15 protein-coding genes are annotated in these 17,609 nt (G+C 72.1%); 4 read left to right on the top strand and 11 right to left on the bottom strand.

Annotated features, from left to right (window positions below; all coding sequences use genetic code 11):
- Positions 1–83 precede the first annotated feature (83 nt).
- Positions 84–896 carry a sugar nucleotide-binding protein gene (locus ACIBTV_RS19455; protein WP_396706684.1) on the bottom strand — a complete coding sequence of 271 codons (813 nt, stop codon included), beginning with the start codon at positions 894–896 and terminating at the stop codon, positions 84–86.
- Between the two features lie 140 nt (positions 897–1,036).
- Positions 1,037–2,842 (bottom strand): aspartate--tRNA ligase, encoded by a 1,806-nt coding sequence (gene aspS, locus ACIBTV_RS19450; RefSeq protein ID WP_396706682.1) that lies wholly within the window; start codon positions 2,840–2,842, stop codon positions 1,037–1,039.
- A gap of 135 nt (positions 2,843–2,977) precedes the next feature.
- Between aspS and ACIBTV_RS19445 the strand changes: the two genes are divergently transcribed.
- Positions 2,978–3,691, top strand: a complete 714-nt coding sequence (locus tag ACIBTV_RS19445) for a DUF998 domain-containing protein (protein ID WP_396706680.1) — start codon at positions 2,978–2,980, stop codon at positions 3,689–3,691.
- Between the two features lie 56 nt (positions 3,692–3,747).
- Here the strand turns inward: ACIBTV_RS19445 and ACIBTV_RS19440 are convergent, their stop codons facing one another.
- Both ACIBTV_RS19440 and ACIBTV_RS19435 read right to left on the bottom strand, forming a co-directional pair.
- A complete protein-coding gene (locus ACIBTV_RS19440) occupies positions 3,748–4,794 on the bottom strand; it encodes a S1 family peptidase (protein ID WP_396706678.1) in 1,047 nt (348 codons plus the stop codon).
- A 229-nt stretch (positions 4,795–5,023) separates the two neighbouring features.
- Positions 5,024–5,500, bottom strand: a complete 477-nt coding sequence (locus ACIBTV_RS19435; protein WP_396706676.1) for a winged helix-turn-helix transcriptional regulator — start codon at positions 5,498–5,500, stop codon at positions 5,024–5,026.
- Positions 5,501–5,553: 53 nt separating this feature from the next.
- Between ACIBTV_RS19435 and ACIBTV_RS19430 the strand changes: the two genes are divergently transcribed.
- Positions 5,554–6,069 carry a PaaI family thioesterase gene (locus tag ACIBTV_RS19430; protein ID WP_396706674.1) on the top strand — a complete coding sequence of 172 codons (516 nt, stop codon included), beginning with the start codon at positions 5,554–5,556 and terminating at the stop codon, positions 6,067–6,069.
- Positions 6,070–6,187: 118 nt separating this feature from the next.
- Here the strand turns inward: ACIBTV_RS19430 and hisS are convergent, their stop codons facing one another.
- A complete protein-coding gene (gene hisS, locus ACIBTV_RS19425) occupies positions 6,188–7,516 on the bottom strand; it encodes a histidine--tRNA ligase (RefSeq protein ID WP_396706672.1) in 1,329 nt (442 codons plus the stop codon).
- Positions 7,517–7,571: 55 nt separating this feature from the next.
- The gene (locus ACIBTV_RS19420) at positions 7,572–8,291 is read right to left on the bottom strand and encodes an MBL fold metallo-hydrolase (protein ID WP_396706670.1); all 720 of its coding nucleotides are present in this window, start codon (positions 8,289–8,291) and stop codon (positions 7,572–7,574) included.
- A 263-nt stretch (positions 8,292–8,554) separates the two neighbouring features.
- Here ACIBTV_RS19420 and ACIBTV_RS19415 point away from each other — a divergent pair, with 263 nt between their 5' ends.
- Positions 8,555–9,439: a peptidylprolyl isomerase gene (locus ACIBTV_RS19415; protein ID WP_396706668.1), complete on the top strand. Its 885-nt coding sequence runs from the start codon at positions 8,555–8,557 to the stop codon at positions 9,437–9,439.
- Positions 9,440–9,497: 58 nt separating this feature from the next.
- The gene (locus ACIBTV_RS19410; protein ID WP_396706666.1) at positions 9,498–10,343 is read left to right on the top strand and encodes a peptidylprolyl isomerase; all 846 of its coding nucleotides are present in this window, start codon (positions 9,498–9,500) and stop codon (positions 10,341–10,343) included.
- A 128-nt stretch (positions 10,344–10,471) separates the two neighbouring features.
- Here the strand turns inward: ACIBTV_RS19410 and ACIBTV_RS19405 are convergent, their stop codons facing one another.
- The 5 genes from ACIBTV_RS19405 to yajC all read right to left on the bottom strand — a co-directional run bounded on the left by ACIBTV_RS19405 (position 10,472) and on the right by yajC (position 17,525).
- Positions 10,472–12,973 (bottom strand): RelA/SpoT family protein, encoded by a 2,502-nt coding sequence (locus tag ACIBTV_RS19405; protein ID WP_396706664.1) that lies wholly within the window; start codon positions 12,971–12,973, stop codon positions 10,472–10,474.
- Positions 12,974–13,143: 170 nt separating this feature from the next.
- Positions 13,144–13,710 carry an adenine phosphoribosyltransferase gene (locus ACIBTV_RS19400; RefSeq protein WP_396706663.1) on the bottom strand — a complete coding sequence of 189 codons (567 nt, stop codon included), beginning with the start codon at positions 13,708–13,710 and terminating at the stop codon, positions 13,144–13,146.
- Positions 13,711–13,813: 103 nt separating this feature from the next.
- Positions 13,814–15,004, bottom strand: coding sequence for a protein translocase subunit SecF (gene secF / locus ACIBTV_RS19395; protein WP_396706661.1), 1,191 nt, complete (start codon positions 15,002–15,004; stop codon positions 13,814–13,816).
- Position 15,005: 1 nt separating this feature from the next.
- Positions 15,006–16,916 carry a protein translocase subunit SecD gene (secD, locus tag ACIBTV_RS19390; protein WP_396706659.1) on the bottom strand — a complete coding sequence of 637 codons (1,911 nt, stop codon included), beginning with the start codon at positions 16,914–16,916 and terminating at the stop codon, positions 15,006–15,008.
- Between the two features lie 249 nt (positions 16,917–17,165).
- Entirely contained in the window at positions 17,166–17,525 is a 360-nt protein-coding gene (yajC, locus tag ACIBTV_RS19385; protein ID WP_396706657.1) for a preprotein translocase subunit YajC, read from the bottom strand.
- Positions 17,526–17,609 lie beyond the last annotated feature (84 nt).

Raw genomic sequence — 17,609 nt, 5'->3', positions numbered from 1 at the left:
GCACAATAGCTGTGCACACTTTCTATGCACAATAGTTGTGCATAGAAAGTGTGCACACGTTGCCTGCTGTGCGCCGGGGCCGCTCAGGCGGCGAGGAGTTCGCGTACGCCGCGCAGCCGCGTCCGCAGCAGACCGGCCGCGCGCGTCGAGTCGAGGCGGACGTCGGTGGGGCGCACCACCCCGGCCGAGACGCCGGTCGACGTCTTCAGACCGACCGGGTCGATCCCCTCGTGGCGGGCCACCAACAGGCCGAGCTCGGCCCGGCTCACCGCGTCCGGCCCGGCCACGTTGAGCAGGCCGGCGTAGTCGTGGTCGACCAGTTCCAGGACCGCCTCGGCCAGGTCGGTCACGTCCACCGGGCACCGCAACTCGTCGGTGAACAGGGTGGCGCGGCCGGCCAGCGCGTCCCGGCAGAGCTGCATCTGCTTGCTGCCCGCACCCAGGATCAGCGAGGTGCGCACCAGTGCCGCGCCGGGGTCGATCACGCGTACCGCCGTCTCGGCCGCCGCCTTCGCGGCCCCGTACGGAAAGACGGGGGTGGGCGGTTCGTCATCGCCGTACGGCCGGTCCCGCCCGGCGTGCAGCGCGTCGCTAGACAGGTGCACGAGCCGCGCCCCCACCTCGGCCGCCGCGTACGCGACGTGGGCCGCGCCGTCGGCGGTCACCGCCCAGTCGGCGTACCGGTAGGGGGTGGCGACCACGGCGTCGGGGCGCACCCGCGCGACCAGCGCGCGCACGGCGGCCCGGTCGGTGACGTCCAGCCGGAGCGCCTCGACACCCGGCACGTCCACCACGCCCGACCAGTACGTCCCCACCACCCGCCGACCGACGCCGACCGCGACCCGGCAGACCTCGGCGCCGAGAAACCCACTGGCCCCGACGACGAGAACCGTCACCGCCACCCCTCCCCCACACCGATGATCAAAAGGTCGCGTCACCCTGACACGTGATCCTGACGCAGACCTCGTGATCACCGAAACCCGGGCCCGGACGGATCCGGGCCCGGGCTGGGTGGGACGGGGTGGGTCAGGGTGGGTCAGGTGGGGTCCACCACGGGGGCGGCCGGACCGGCGGTGCCGGTGTGCGGGGCCGCCTGGGGCTTGGGCTTCGCGTCGACGCCCGCCTCGGTGCGCTGCTGCGCGGTGATCGGGGTCGGCGCGCCGGTCAGCGGGTCGAAGCCACCCCGGGTCTTCGGGAACGCGATCACCTCACGGATCGAGTCCGCGCCGGCGAGCAGCATGCAGACCCGGTCCCAGCCGAACGCGATGCCGCCGTGCGGCGGAGCGCCGTACTTGAACGCCTCCAGCAGGAAGCCGAACTTGTCCTGCGCCTCCTCCGGCGTGATGCCGAGCAGGTCGAAGACCCGCTGCTGCACGTCGCCGCGGTGGATACGGATCGAGCCGCCGCCGATCTCGTTGCCGTTGCACACGATGTCGTACGCGTAGGCGAGCGCCCGGTCCGGCGCCTCCTCGAACCGGCCGACCCACTCGGCGTTCGGCGAGGTGAACGGGTGGTGCACGGCCGTCCAGCCACCCTCGTCGGTCTTCTCGAACATCGGCGCGTCGACCACCCAGCAGAACGCCCAGGCGTTCTCGTCGACCAGGTTGGCGCGCTTCGCGATCTCGATGCGCGCCGCGCCCAGCAGCTCCTGCGCCTCACGCGTGTCGGCGCTGGCGGCGAAGAAGACGGCGTCGCCCGGCTTCGCGCCGACGGCGTCGGCGAGCCCGGCCAGGTGCGCCTCGGACAGGTTCTTCGCCACCGGGCCACGGGCCTCGCCGGTCTCCGCGTCCAGCACCACGTACGCGAGGCCGCGCGCCCCGCGCGCCTTGGCCCAGTCCTGCCAGCCGTCCAGCTCCTTGCGGGTCTGGCTGGCGCCGCCCGGCATGACCACCGCGCCGACGTAGCCGCCCGCGTCGATGGCCCCGGCGAACACCCGGAACTCGGTGCCGCGCAGGTAGTCGGTCAGCTCGGTCAGCTCGACCCCGTAGCGCAGGTCGGGCTTGTCGGAGCCGTAGCGGGCCATCGCGTCGTGCCAGGTGATCCGCGGGATCGGCCGGGAGATCTCGTGGCCGGCCAGGTCGGACCAGAGCGCCGAGACGATCGCCTCGCCCAGGTCGATGACGTCGTCCTCGGTGACGAAGGACATCTCGATGTCGAGCTGCGTGAACTCCGGCTGCCGGTCGGCGCGGAAGTCCTCGTCCCGGTAGCAGCGGGCGATCTGGTAGTAGCGCTCCATGCCGCCCACCATGAGCAGCTGCTTGAACAGCTGCGGGGACTGCGGCAGCGCATACCAGCTGCCCGGCTGGAGGCGGACCGGGACCAGGAAGTCGCGGGCGCCCTCCGGGGTCGAGCGGGTCAGGGTCGGCGTCTCGATCTCCAGGAAGTCCCGCTCGTGCAGCACCGTGCGGGCGATCTGGCTCGCCCGCGAGCGCAGGCGCATCGCCTTCGCCGGGCCGCTGCGCCGCAGGTCCAGGTAGCGGTACTTGAGCCGGATGTCGTCGCCCGCCTCGATCTGGTCGTCGACCGGCAGCGGCAGCGGCGCCGCCTCGGAGAGCACCTCCAGCTCGCTGGCCGTCACCTCGACCTCGCCGGTCGGCAGCTCCGGGTTCTCGTTGCCCTCGGGCCGGCGGGTCACCTCGCCGGTGACCTTCACGCAGAACTCGTTGCGCAGCGCGTGCGCGTCCTCCTCGCGGAACACGACCTGGACCACGCCGGAGCCGTCGCGCAGGTCGACGAAGATGACCCCGCCGTGGTCGCGCCGGCGGGCCACCCAGCCGGCGAGCGTCACCGTCGAGCCGGCGTCCGCGGCGCGCAGGCTTCCGGCATTGTGGGTACGGATCACGGCTGGCAACTCCTCATCGTGGAACAGTCCTCACCGGCATTCTGTCAGGGGCGGCCGGCGTTCCTGGCGGGCACCCGGCACGCGACCCTCGGCGAATCGGGCTCGACGGGCCCCGACGGCGGTTACCGTGGCCGGATGCGCGCCGTACCGACCTGGGCCGTCGCCATCGCCGCGACGGCACCCGTGCTGCTGGTGACCGGCTGGACGGTCTCCGGGGCGCGGCAGCCCACCGGCTACGACCCGGTGCGGGACACCATCAGCGAGCTGGCCGGCCGGGAGGCGACCGACGCCTGGATCATGACCGCCTGCCTGGTGCTGCTCGGCGGCAGCTACGTGGCGATCGGCGCGGTGCTGCACGCGGCCGGCCTGCCGAGCCGCTTCCTGCTCGCCGTCGGCGGCGTGGCGACCATCGCGCTGATCGCCTTCCCCCGGCCGCCGGTCGGCGGTTCCCTCGGCCACGGCATCGTGGCCACCGTGGCGGTCCTCGCCATGGCCCTGTGGCCGGCGGCGTCCGCGCTCACCCTGCCCCGGGGCCGGTCCCCCGCGCACCCGGACCGCCCGGCGCCGCCCTGGGCGTTCCGCCGGTCGGTGGGGCTGGGCGTCACGGTCGTGCTGCTGGCGCTCTTCGGTTGGTTCGTGGTCGAGGTGACCGGCGGTTCCCGCGCGGGACTGGCCGAGCGGGTGACGGCGGTGGCCGTCGCGCTCTGGCCGCTGCTGGCGGTCCTCTCCGCGCGACGCGCGCACCTCGCCGTCACCGCCGCCGGCGCGCCGTCCGTCGTCCTGGACCAGTCGGTCGCGGGCATCGCGCCGCCGGACGCCGGCCCGGCGAGACCGCATCAGCTTCCCTGAGACGTACGCGCGGCGGGCCGCCGGAGCGCTCCGGCGGCCCGCTGTGTCGGGGTGGGTCAGAAGACGCTGACGCCGTAGCGGCTCAGCGCCTCGGTGACCGGCTGGAAGTAGGTGGTGCCGCCGGTGCGGCAGTTGCCGCTGCCGCCGGAGGTCAGCCCCAGCGCGGTGGAGCCGCTGAACAGCGAGCCGCCGCTGTCGCCCGGCTCGGCGCAGACGTTGGTGCGGATCAGGCCGGAGACGGAGCCCTCGGCGTAGTTCACCGTGGCGTTGGTGGCGGTCACGGAGCCGCTGCGCAGGCCGGTGGTGCTGCCGGAGCGCTGCACGGACTGGCCGACGGAGGCGTTGCCCGCCCCGGTGATGTCCCGGTAGCTGCCGTTGTAGAGGTAGACGTTGCCGGCGGCGTTGGCCGAGTTGCTGTGCCGGACGATGCCGTAGTCGTTGCCCGGGAAGCTGGTGCCGGTGCGGGTGCCGATCAGCGCGGTCTGGGCGGAGTTCGAGTACCAACTCGACGAGATGTTGGTGCAGTGCCCGGCGGTCAGGAAGTAGTAGGTGCTGCCGCTGCGGACGTTGAAGCCGAGCGAGCAGCGACCGCCACCGCCGGCGTAGATGGCCTGGCCGCCGGAGATCCGGGTGCTCAGCACGCCGGCCTCGGCCTCGATCCGGACCGCGCCGTTGGCCCGCGCGGCGGCCGCCTTGACCCGCTCCAGCTTCGCGCCGGTGACGGTGCTGTCGACGGAGACGACGACCTGGTTGGTGACCGGGTCGCTCCACCACGCGGTGCCCGGGATCTTGGCGGAGCGCTCCAGGTCCGCGGTGGCCCGGTTGAGCTCGGCGGCGCCCCGGGTGACGTAGCGGACTGTGGCGCCGGCGTTGCTCGCCTTGCGGGCGGCCGCCGCGTCGGTGACGGTGACGACGGACTTGCCGTTGGCGTCGATGTACGAGCCGGCGGAGCGGTCGCCCAGCTCGGCGGCGAGGGCGGCGGCGGTGTCCGGGGAGGCGGCGGGGGCCGCGTGGGCGGGCGCGCCGATGAGCGTGCCGACGACCAGGGCTCCGCCCACGGCAAGGGTGGCGGCGTGGCGGATCGGGGACCTCGTGGGTCGCATGTAACGAACCTCCAGGGAGGGAGCGGCGGCCCGCGCCGGGACCGGCTGGGCCAGCGGACAGGCCGGCCGAACTGGGGGAATCGGCCGGGACTCACTGAAGTATTCACATACTTAAGTGTGCAGGCAAGACCCGGCTTTGTCCTTTTCGCCCCGACCGTGACCGCCGCCGGCCGGAAACGCCCCGAACACAGACGGCCGCCTATACCCGGTGGTCACCGCCCGTCTTCGTTCAGCCGACGCGGCGGCGGGCGCCCGGACCCGGCGTCGGCAGCACATCCCGGGGCGCGCCCACCTCGTGGCCGTCCGCGCAGCGGAGCACGACGTCCACCGGCGCCCCGCAGTCGCGGTGCACGACGGCCAGCGGCGAACCCTCCGGGTCGGCCAGGTAGCGGTCGCCCCAGCCGAGCACCGCGACCAGCACCGGCCACAGGTCGAGCCCCTTCTCGGTCAGCCGGTACTCGTGGCGCACCCGGCTCCCCGGCTCCCGGTAGGGCTCGCGGCGCAGCACCCCCTGGTCGACCAGGGTGGCGAGCCGGTTGGTGAGCACCTGCCGCGGTATCCCGGTGCGGACGCGCATGTCGTCGAAGCGGCGCACGCCGTTGAACACCTCGCGGAGCACCACGAGGGTCCACCGTTCGCCGAGCACCTCCATGGCCCGGGCGATGGTGCAGTTCTCGATCGACCAATCAAGCGCCGTGGGCCTCATGCCCACCACGCTAGGTCTCGTTGACAGACTCAGCAACGGGGTAGGCTGAGTCCATGACGCAGACGCAGGATCAGGTGCGTACCCGCACCTTCTCGTGGTCCGACCCGGCGGAGAACGCCGCCCAGTTGGGCCGGCGCAGCGGCCTGGAGACGCTCCGGTCGATGCTCGCCGGCGAGCTGCCCGCGCCGCCGGTGACGCACCTGCTCGGCATGTCCCGCATGACGGTCGACGAGGGGCGGGTGACCGTCGAGCTGGTGCCGCAGGAGTTCCACTACAACCCGCTCGGCAGCGTCCACGGCGGCGTCATCTCCACGCTTCTGGACACCGCCGCCGGCTGCGCCGTGCACTCCACGTTGCCGGCCGGCGTCGGTTACACCTCGCTGGACCTGAACGTGAAGTTCCTCCGGCCGGTCACCGTGGACTCCGGCACCCTGCGCTGCGAGGGCGCCGTGCTGCAGAGCGGCCGGCGCACCGCCCTGGCCGAGGCCCGCCTGCTGGACGCCCGAGACCGCCTGGTAGCCCACGCCACCAGCAGCTGCCTCCTCTTCCCCCTCACCCCGACCCCCTGACCCGCCCCCTGCCTCCCCTTCGCCCCGCGATCGTGCGGTCTCGGCCTTGCGGTTCGCGGCTCGTGCGGCTCTCGCCGGGCAGAGCGCACGATCGCGGGACGAGAGGGAGGGGTGGGGGTTAGTTCACCTGGGGCTTGAGGTCGGTGGGTGAGGGGGTCCAGGTGTCGGGGGTGGCGGGAACCTGCTCGCCGGAGCGGATGTCCTTGACCTCGTCGGCGGCGCCCTCCGCCCCCGGGAACCAGACGTACGGGATGCCGCGCCGCTCGGCGTACCGGATCTGCTTGCCGAACTTCGCCGCGCTCGGCGACACCTCCGTCGGCACCCCGCGACGACGCAGCGCGTCGGCCACCCGGTTGCTGGCCCGGCGCTCCTCCTCGCTGGTCACCGCCACCAGAACGCAGGTCGGCACGTCTCGGGAGACGGTCAGGGCGCCGGTGCCGAAGAGCAGGCCGAGCAGGCGGGTGACGCCGATCGAGATGCCCACGCCCGGGAACCGGACCGCGCCCGCGCTGGCGAGGTTGTCGTAGCGGCCGCCGGAGCAGACCGAACCGTAGCGCTCGTAGCCGCGCAGCTGCGTCTCGTAGACGGTGCCCGTGTAGTAGTCCAGGCCGCGGGCGATCCGCAGGTCGGCCACGCAGAGCCCCGGCGAGTGCTCGGCGGCGGTCTCCACCACCCGGACCAGCTCCTCGATCCCCTCGTCGAGCAGCGGGTCGCTCACTCCGAGGGCCCGCACGGCGTCGGCGAACGACGCGTCCGGGGCGGAGATCTCGGCCAGCGCCAGGCATGCCTTGGCCTGCGCCTCGCTCGCCCCGGCGGTCTGGGCCAGCAGCTCGGCGACCTTCGCCGGCCCGATCTTGTCGAGCTTGTCGACCGCCCGCAGCGCCGCCTCGGTGTCGGTCAGGCCGATCCCCCGGTAGAAGCCCTCGCAGATCTTGCGGTTGTTGACCTGGATCAGCACCGGCGGGATCGGCAGGGACCGCAGCGCGTCCCCGATCACCAGCGGGATCTCCGCCTCGTGGTGCGCGCCGAGGGTGTCCCGGTCGACGATGTCGATGTCGGCCTGGACAAACTCGCGGTAGCGCCCCTCCTGCGGCCGCTCACCCCGCCACACCTTCTGGATCTGGTAGCGGCGGAACGGGAACTGCAGCTTGCCCGCGTTCTCCAGCACGTACCGGGCGAACGGCACGGTCAGGTCGAAGTGTAGGCCGAGCGCGTCGTCACCGGCGGCGCCGGACTCGTCCGCCTGCAACCGGCGGATCAGGTAGACCTCCTTCGAGGTCTCCCCCTTGCGCAGCAGCTGGTCGAGTGGCTCGACCGCGCGGGTCTCCAGCGGGGCGAACCCGTACAGCTCGAAGGCGTTGCGGATCCGGTCGAGCACGTACTGCTCGATCATCCGCTGCGGCGGCGTCCACTCCGGGAAGCCGGAGATGGGCGTGGGCTTGCTCATGACGTACTCCTTGGGTGCCGCGCCGACCGCGCGGCGAGGTCGTGGGTCGCGGTGGCTACAGACCGCGGCTGGGTGCGGCCGGGCGCGCGGGGCCGGACTCCGCCACCTCGATGAGGTACGGGTTGGTCGCGCGCTCGCGGCCGATCGTGGTCGTGGGGCCGTGGCCGGGCAGGACGACGGTATCGTCCGCGAGCGGGAGGATCTTGTCCCGCAGACTGGTCAGCATGGCGGGCATGCTGCCGCCCGGCAGGTCGGTGCGGCCGATCGAGCCCGCGAAGAGCACGTCCCCGGAGAGACAGACCTCGTCGGCCTCCCAGGGCGAGCCGGCGCCGGGCATCCGGAACAGCACCGACCCGCCGGTATGGCCCGGCGCGTGGTCGACGGTGATCTCCAACCCGGCGAGGGCGAGCGTGGCGCCGTCGGTCAGCTCGGCGACGTCGTCCGGCTCGGAGTAGGTCAGCCGGCCGCCGAAGAGCGAGGTCAGGTCCGCGGAGAGCCCCTTCGCCGGGTCGGCGAGCAGCTCCCGGTCATCCGGGTGCACGTACGCGGTGATGCCCCGGGCGCCGCACACCGGCGCCACCGAGAAGGTGTGGTCGATATGGCCGTGGGTCAGCAGCACGGCGGCCGGGTGCAGGCGGTGCTCGGCGAGCAGGGCGTCGAGTCGGTCGAGCACCCCGATCCCCGGGTCGACGACCACGCACTGCTCCCCCGGCGCCGTGGCGACCACGTAGCAGTTGGTGCCGAAGGCGTCGGCGGGAAAGCCGGCCACGAGCACGTCCGCTCCCCTTCCGTCGAGCCGCGGTGTTCCTGCCAGCAGCCTAACCGGCGCCGCGACCGCATTCGGCGGACCCATCCGTCCCGCCCGTCCCCGGGCGCAACAGTGACGCACTCCAATCAGCCCAGCTCCGACCTCGTACACGACATTCACAGCCGGTGGCCGTACACTCTGGCGGGCGTGTGGCGTGGCGCACTGGCCCCGCACGGGCGCGTCGCGTCCGGGACGCCGGTGACGACCAGGGTAGAGGAAGGGGAGCACGGGTGGCTTCCAGCAGGGACCGGCAACGCAAACTCGCGCGGGCCAAGCTCGACCGGCAGATGGCCCGCCGGGCCGCGCGGGTCAGGCGTCGGCGGCAGATCCAGGCCGGCATCGGCGCCGCCCTGGTGTTGGCGCTGATCGTGGTCGGCTCCGCGTGGGCGCTCGGTGCCTTCGACTCCGACCCGACGGAGAACACGGCCGCCGACGAGGTCTGCCTCTGGACCCCGCAGGACGCCACCGGGAACAGCAACCTCAAGGACGTCGGCACCCCGGCGACCACCGGCCTGCCCACCGAGGGCACCCGGGCGATGACGGTGACCACCGATCAGGGCGCGCCGATCACCGCCTCGCTCGACCTCGCGTCGGCCCCGTGCGCGGCGGCGAGCATCGCCCACCTGGCGAGCAGGTCGTTCTACGACAACACGAAGTGCCACGAGATCACCGCCGAGGGCGCGCTGCGCTGCGGCGACCCGAGCGGCACCGGCCTGGGCGGCCCGACCTACTCGTTCTTCGACGAGAACGTGCCGACGGCGCCGGAGCCCAGCCCGTCCGCCAGCCCGGCCCCGGGCCAGCCGCCCGCGTACCCGAAGGGCACCGTGGCGATGATCGCCAACCCGCCGGGCGCGAACGGCAGCCAGTTCCTGCTCTTCTTCAAGGACTTCAACCCGGCCAAGCCGGTCTACCCGATCGTCGGCAAGGTCACCGGCGGGCTGGACGTGCTGGAGAAGATCGGCGCCCTGCCGACCGTGGACAATGGGAACGGGGCCAAGGTCAAGCCCAAGACCGACGTGGTGATCAAGAGCCTCACCGTCGGCGAACCGGCCACCGGCGCCTCGGCGCCGGCGCCCACCGGTTCCGGCGCACCGGCCAGCCCGGCCGCGAACTGACCGCCGCCCCCGACAGTCCCAGCGGCACCGAAGACAGACAGTCCAGGAGGATCCAGGCGTGACGTCCACCAGGGATCAGCAGCGGCAGCGTGCGGCGGCACGCGCCCGGCTGGAGAAGGAGATGGCCGAGCGCGCGGCCCGTGCCCGCAAGCGCCGGCAGGCCCAGGCGATCGCCGGGGCGACCCTCGCCCTGCTGCTCGTGGTGGCGGGCACCGTCTGGCTGGCCACCAGCCTGGGCGGCGACGACGACAAGACCGGCACCGACACCGCCGCGGGCGGTGCCTCCCAGTGCGCCTACAACGAGATCCCGTCGGACCAGCGCTCCAAGGAGACCAAGGACGTCGGGCTGCCCGCCAACGAGCAGTCGAACACCGGCATCCAGACCATGACGATCGACACCAACCTGGGGCCGATCACGGCCAAGGTCGACCGGTCGCTGGTGCCCTGCACGGCGGGCGCCTTCACCCACCTGGCGGAGAAGAACTTCTTCGACAACAGCAAGTGCCACCGGCTGGTGACCGAGGGCATCAAGGTGCTCCAGTGCGGTGACCCGAGCGCCACCGGCAAGGGCTGGCGGGAGACCGACGGCACCGGCGGCCCGGCCTTCCGGATGGCCGAGGAGAACCTGCCGACCGACAAGCGGCCCCCCTACCCGGAGGGCGTCATCGCGATGGCCAACTCCGGCCAGCCGGGCAGCACGGGCAGCCAGTTCTTCATCGTCTACGGCGACTCGCCGCTCGACCCGAACTACACGGTGCTCGGCACGATCACCGGCGGCATGGACATCGTCAAGGACGTGGCCAAGGCCGGCGACGACGGGGCGTTCGCCCAGCAGGCCGGGGGCGGTCACCCGAAGAAGGAGATCGTCATCAACAAGCTCACCATGAGCCCGCCGCAGGGCTGAGCCCAGCACGAACGAGAGAGGCGCCCGCCGGTCCGGCGGGCGCCTCTCTCGTTCGTGGTGTCCCTCGGCGGCGACGTGCCCCTCGTCGTGCGCGAGCGGGCGCCGCGCCGGCGACCCCCGCCGTCCCGTCAGGCGCCGGAGGTGACCCGGTACGCGTCGAAGACGCCGTCGACCTTGCGGACCGCGGCCAGCAGGTGCCCGAGGTGCTTGGGGTCGGCCATCTCGAAGCTGAACCGGCTCACCGCCACCCGGTCGCGGGTGGTGGTGACCGTGGCGGAGAGGATGTTGACCCGCTCGTCGGAGAGCACCCGGGTGACGTCGGCGAGCAGCTTGTGCCGGTCGAGGGCCTCCACCTGGATGGCGACCAGGAACGTCGAGGCCGAGGTCAACTTCCAGCTCACCTCGACGACCCGCTCGCCCTGGGCCTTCAGGTCCTCGGCGTTGGCGCAGTCGTCGCGGTGCACGCTCACCCCGCCGGAGCGGGTGACGAAGCCGAAGACCGCGTCCGGCGGCACGGGCGTGCAGCACCGGGCCAGCTTGATCCAGACGTCGCTGACCCCGCGGACCACGACACCCGGGTCGTGGCTGCTCGCCCGGCTGCGCGGCGGCCGGGTGGCGACGGCGGTCTCGGCGATGTCCTCCGCCGCGCCCTCCTCGCCCCCGTAGGTGGCCATCAGCTTCTGGACCACCGACTGGGCGCTGACCTGGCTGTCGCCGACCGCCGCGTAGAGCGAGGCGACGTCGGCGAGGTGCAGGTCCCGGGCGATCGCCATCAACGCGTCGGAGGTGAGCATGCGCTGCAGGGGCATGCCCTGCTTGCGCATCGCCTTGACGATCGCGTCCTTGCCGGCCTCGATCGCCTCCTCGCGCCGCTCCTTGTTGAAGTACTGCCGAATCTTCGTCCGCGCCCGCGGGCTCTTGACGAAGCCCAACCAGTCCTGGGTGGGGCCGGCGGTGTCGGACTTCGAGGTGAAGATCTCGATCACGTCGCCGTTGGAGAGCGTCGACTCCAGCGGCACCAGCTTGCCGTTGACCCGGGCGCCGATGCACTTGTGCCCGACCTCGGTGTGCACCGCGTACGCGAAGTCCACCGGCGTCGACCCGGTCGGCAGCGGGATGACGTCACCCTTCGGGGTGAAGACGTACACCTCCTGGCTGGACAGGTCGAAGCGCAGCGCGTCGAGGAACTCGCTCGGGTCGGCCGCCTCCCGCTGCCAGTCCAGCAACTGGCGCAGCCAGGTCATCTCGTCGATGTGCGCCGGCGGGCCGACGATCTGGGTGCCCTTGTGCTCCTTGTACTTCCAGTGCGCGGCGATGCCGAACTCGGCGGTGCGGTGCATTGCGTAGGTGCGGATCTGCATCTCCACCGGCTTGCCGGTGGGCCCGATGACCGTCGTGTGCAACGACTGGTACATGTTGAACTTGGGCATGGCGATGTAGTCCTTGAACCGGCCCGGCACCGGCTGCCAGTTGGCGTGGATCACGCCCAACGCCGCATAGCAGTCGCGCACCGTGTCGACCAGGATCCGCACACCGACCAGGTCGTAGATGTCGTTGAAGTCGCGACCCCGCACGATCATCTTCTGGTAGATCGAGTAGAGGTGCTTCGGCCGCCCGGTCGTCTCCGCCTTGATCTTGGCGGCCTTGAGGTCGGTGGAGACCTTCTGAGTCACCTGGCGCAGCAGCGCCTCCCGCTGCGGCTGGTGCTCGCCGATCAGGCGGTTGATCTCCTCGAACCGCTTCGGGAACAGGGTGCCGAAGGCGAGGTCCTCCAACTCCCACTTGATCGTGTTCATACCGAGGCGGTGCGCCAGCGGCGCCAGGATCTCCAGCGTCTCCTTGGCCTTCTGCTCCTGCTTGGGGCGGGGCAGGAAGGTCAACGTACGCATGTTGTGCAGCCGGTCGGCGAGCTTGATCACCAGGACGCGCGGGTCCTTCGCCATGGCCACGACCATCTTGCGGATGGTCTCGGCCTTCGCGGCGTCACCCAGCTTGACCTTGTCGAGCTTGGTCACGCCGTCGACCAGCAACGCCACCTCGCCGCCGAAGTCGGCGCGCATCTGGTCCAGCGTGTATTCGGTGTCCTCGATGGTGTCGTGCAGCAGCGCCGCGACCAGCGTCGTGGTGTCCATCCCCAGGTTGGCCAGGATGGTGGCCACCGCGAGGGGGTGGGTGATGTACGGGTCGCCGGACTTGCGGTACTGCCCCGAGTGCCAACGGGCCGCGGTGTCGAACGCGCGCTGAAGTAGCCGGGCGTCGGCCTTGGGGTGGTTCTCCCGGTGCGTCGCGATCAGCGGCTCCAGCACCTCGCTGACCTGTGAGGTCTGCCAGGGGGCGTTGAAGCGCGCGAGACGGGCCCGTACCCGGCGGCCGGTGGGCGCGCTGGACAGGGCGAAACCGGCGCTGGGCGCCGGCTCGGCCGACTCGTCGGGCCGGAGCGGGACAACCACGTTGTCGATGGGACGAGTGGACGCCGAACGGACGGCCTCCGCCGGGGCGGCCACGCCGTTGCCGTTGCCAGAGCCCGTCACCCGGGCCGTCGCGTCACCGTTCCGGTCGGTCACCGAGCCGTCCGCGTCGCCTGTCGGGTGCACCGTGCCCTCCATCGGAGGGACGACATCGTGGGACACCGGCCTCCTTACCGCTCGCCGGAAACACGCCGACCGTGCGCGGTCGGCCTGGTCTCGTGCCGCCGGACGGCGTACCGCCGGCGTCAGCAAAGGGCAATGCTACCCGCACGGACGGTGCCCCGCCGCTCCGCCGGACGGGTCGCGCCGGGTCCGTCCGACGGTCGGCGCCGTCAAACGGTCAGCAGGGCATGGACCGGACGCGGCGCGAGTCGGTCCCGCCCGCCCAGGAAGCCGAGCTCCAGCAGCACGGAGAAGCCGGCCACCGTGCCGCCGGCCCGCTCGACCAGGTCCAGCGTCGCCGCCGCGGTGCCCCCGGTGGCGAGCACGTCGTCGACGACCAGCACCCGGTGCCCGGCGGTGAAGGCGTCCTGGTGGACCTCCAGGGTGGCCTCGCCGTACTCCAACTCGTACGAGGCCGCGTACGCCGGCCGCGGCAGCTTGCCCGCCTTGCGGATCGGCACCACCCCGACCCCGGTCGCGTACGCGATGCCCGCCGCCACGACGAAGCCCCGCGCCTCGATCCCGGCGACCGCGTCGAACGAGTCCCGCCCGTGGTACGCCACGATCCCGTCGATCACCTCACGGAACGCGCCCCCGTCGGCGAAGAGCGGCATCAGGTCCTTGAACACGACGCCCGGCTTGGGGAAGTCCGGCACGTCGAGCACCCGGCTGGCCACCAGGCGGGCCATCTCGGCCCCGCTGTCCCCGTGTGCCTCGGTGCGTTGGGTCTCCGTCAAGGTCCTGTTTCCCTTCCGACGACGACGGCGTCCTTCATGCTGCTCGCACAGCATGAAGGACGCCGTCAGGTCGCCTCCTACCGGGTCGGTGCCCGGTGGCCGGTCAGCGCCGCTTCGCGCCGCCCGGCCGGTTTCCGCCGCCGCCGCTGGGGCGGCCGCCCCGGGCCCCGCCGGAGCGCTTGGCCGCCGGCCGCGCGCCGACCTTCGGCGCCGCGCCGGCCAGCGCCGCGTTCTCCACGTCGACGTCCGGCTCCCCACCCCCGGTGGGCCGCGGCGCGGCACCCTTCGGAGCGATCTCGCCGCGGGCGATGGCGCCCCGACGGGCCAGGACCCGCTTGGTGTGGGCCTGGATCCGCGGCTCGAAGTCCTTGAACGTCGCCAGCACCGGGGTCGCGAAGAAGATCGACGAGAAGACGGCGACGAGCATGCCGACGAAGAGCACCAGGCCGAGGTCCTTCAGGGTGACCGCGCCGAGCGGCACACCGATGAAGAGCAGACCACCGACCGGCAGCAGCGCCACCAGGCTGGTGTTGATCGACCGCATGATGGTCTGGTTGACGGCCAGGTTGGCCGCCTCGCCGTACGTCTGGTTGTTGCTCGCCGTGATGCCCCGCGTGTTCTCCTGGACCTTGTCGAACACCACGACGACGTCGTAGAGCGCGAAGCCGAGGATCGTGAGGAACCCGATGATCGTCGACGGCGTGACCTCGAACCCGACCAGCGAGTAGACGCCGGCGGTGAGGACGAGGTTGAGCAGCAGCGAGGAGACCGCGCTGACCGCCATCCGCCACTCGAACCGGATGATCAGGTAGAGCATCACCAGCGCGATGAAGATGACCAGACCGAGCAGGGCGCGCTCGGTGTACTGGCCACCCCAGGCCGCGCTGACCTGGTTCGCGCTGATCTGGTCCTCGGTGATGCCGAACTCCTGCGCCAACCCGGCCTTGACCGCGTTGGCCTCCTCGGCGCTGAGCACCGCGGTGCGGAACTCGTAGAACTCGCCGCTGCCGCCGCCGACCGTCTGGGCCGACTCGACCTCGACGCCGCCGGCGTCGTCGGCGAGGACGGTGTTGACCCGCTCCTCGGCCTGGGTCAGCGTGCCGACACTGGCCGGGACCTGGAAGGAGTTGCCACCCTCGAACTCGATGCCGAGGGTGAAGCCGCGGAAGCCGAAGCTCAGGAGCGCGACCAGGACCAGCGCCCCGGCGATGCCGAACCAGAGCTTGCGCTTGCCGATGATGTCGAGACCGGCCTCGCCTCGGTAGAGACGAGTGGCCAGACCGCTACCGGCCATGTCAGGCCTCCTTCACGCGGGACGGGCGGGTGGTGTCCCGCTCGGCTTCGGCCGTCCGCAGGACGCGGCCCAGGCCACTGACCCGTGGCGAGAGGAACGCGCTGGTCCGGGCGAACATGGTCATGATCGGGTGCCGGAAGAGGAACACCACGACCAGGTCGAGCACCGTCGCCAGGCCGAGGGCGAAGGCGAAGCCCTTCACCGTGCCGACCGAGACGATGTAGAGCACCACCGCCGCGAGGATCGAGATCGCGTTCGCGGAGATGATCGTCCGGCGGGCCCGGGCCCAGGCGCGCGGCACCGCGCTGCGTGGGCTGCGACCCTCCCGGATCTCGTCCTTCAATCGTTCGAAGTAGATGACGAACGAGTCCGCCGCCACACCGAGCGAGACGATGAAACCGGCGATGCCGGCGAGGGTCAGGGTGAATCCGATCTGCCGGCCGAGCACGATCAGCGCGCCGAAGACGAGCAGCGCGGAGAGCGCCAGGCTCAGGAAGATCACCGAGCCGAGCAGCCGGTAGTAGAAGAACGCGTAGATGATGACGAGCAGCATGCCGATGCCGGCCGCGAGCAGACCGGCCCGCAGGTGGCTGGCGCCCAGGGTAGCGGAGACGTTCTGCGCCTCCTGCTGCTCGAAGGTCACCGGCAGCGCGCCGTAACGCAGCTGGCTGGCCAGCTCACCGGCGTCCTTCTGGGTGAAGTTGCCGGTGATCTGGGAATCACCGGTGAGCACGCCCTGGATCTCCGGCGACGAGACGATCTCGTTGTCGAGCACCACGGCGACCCGGCACTTGCCGTCGGAGCCCAGCGCCGAGGCATCGCAGGCCTGTCCCTCGTTGTTGAACGCCTCGCGGGTCAGGTTGGTCCACTTCTCCTGGCCCTTGCCGGTGAAGTCGAGGCTCACGACCCAGGAGCTGGTCTGGTCCATGACCGCGCTGGCGCCGCTCACGTCGGTGCCGAGCACCTTGGCGACGTCGAGCAGGTACTTCGCGGCGCCGTCCTCACAGGCCACGGCCTGCTGGTTGGGGTCGGAGATCGACGCCGGCGGACGCTTGTCGAGCTGGGCGCAGCCGATGGTCGGCACGTTGAACTGCATCTGCGCCGGCAGGACGGCGACCTCCTGCGGGCTGAGCGTGCCGAACGGCTTGAGCTTGTCGGCCAGCGACGGGTCGGTGTAGAGGTCCGCCGGGCCCTGCAGGCCGTTCGCCGCCGCCCAGGCCTCGGCGCCGACCTTCTGTTCGACGGCCTTGCGCTGCTCCTCGATGCTGGCCGACACCGGAGCCTCGCTGGTGCTCGGCGTCGGCGCGGCGCTCGGCGTGGCCGAGGCCGAGGGGGTCGGGGTGGCGCTGGCGCTCGGCGTCGGGGCCATGCCGCCCTGACCGCCGGACGGGGAGGTCGTCGCCTTCGGCGCGCCGCTGCCCGACGGGGTCGGGGTGGCGCTGCCCGAGGGCGTCGGGGTGGCGCTGCCCGACGGCGTCGGGGTCGCGGCCGGCGGGGCGACCGCACCGCTGCCGTCGGCGGCCTTGAGGACCTTGCGGAAGCGCAGCTCGGCCGCGCTGCCCACGTTGGTCAGGTCCCGGTTCTCACCGGGCAGGGAGATCACGATGTTGCGGTTGCCCTCGGTGACCACCTCGGCCTCGGCAACGCCGAACGCGTTGACCCGGTTCTCGATGATCTGGCGGGCCTCTTCGAGGTTCTCCGCCGTCGGGGGCCGGCCGTCGACGGTGTTCTTCGCCTCGAGCGTGACGCGGGTGCCGCCGATCAGGTCCAGGCCGAGCCGGGGCTCCAGCCGGTCCGTGAAGCTGCCCTTGGCGCCGCCCGAGAAGAACACCAGCAGATAGAGGACGACGAAGATGCCCGCCAGCACGGCCAACTGCCGGCCGGGGCGCATCTGTCCCTGAGGTGGTGCCACGGCTGTCCTGTCTCCCTGTAGCAGTCGCGCCGCCGTCCGGCGGCGACGGGTCGGCCGGTGTGCCCGGCCGACGGTCCACCCGGGTCACCGGCGGGCGGCGGCACGGCGCCGCGACGGCCGGCGCGGGGGCGCCGACCGATCACGGGGGGTGTGCCGACGCCCGACGTCGACCCGACTATCCAGTTTTCACGTCCCAACCGCCACCCCGTCGGGCCGTCGGACGAACCGGCCGGACCGACGGGAGGCGGGTCACTCCTTGACGGTGTCCGCGTCCTCGGTGACCGGCTCGCTCGGCAGCTCGGCCCGCGTCACCACGCGGGCGATCGCCGGCCGGGCGTAGCGGGTCTGCACGCCGGGAGCCACCTCGAGCAGGACGGTCTCGTCGTCCACACCGGTGACGGTGCCGTAGAGCCCGCCGATGGTCACCACCTCGTCGCCGGGGGAGAGGGCGGACTGCATCGCCTCAGCCTCACGGCGGCGCTTCTGCTGAGGGCGGATCATCATGAAGTACATGACGCCGAAGAGCAGAACGATCATGAGGATCGGCGTCAGACCGCCCGCTCCCCCACTGCCCGCTGCCAGGTAATGCACGGTTACAGACCTTCCCATTGACCCCCCTGCCGGCGCGGGGCGCGCCGGAGCGGAGGCGGATTCTCACGTCCTGTACAGACCGCGGCGAGTCTAGTCGCTGCA

The organism is Micromonospora sp. NPDC049366 (assembly GCF_044466625.1).
Taxonomy (GTDB): Bacteria; Actinomycetota; Actinomycetes; order Mycobacteriales; family Micromonosporaceae; genus Micromonospora.
This window is presented reverse-complemented; position numbering and strand designations above follow the sequence as displayed.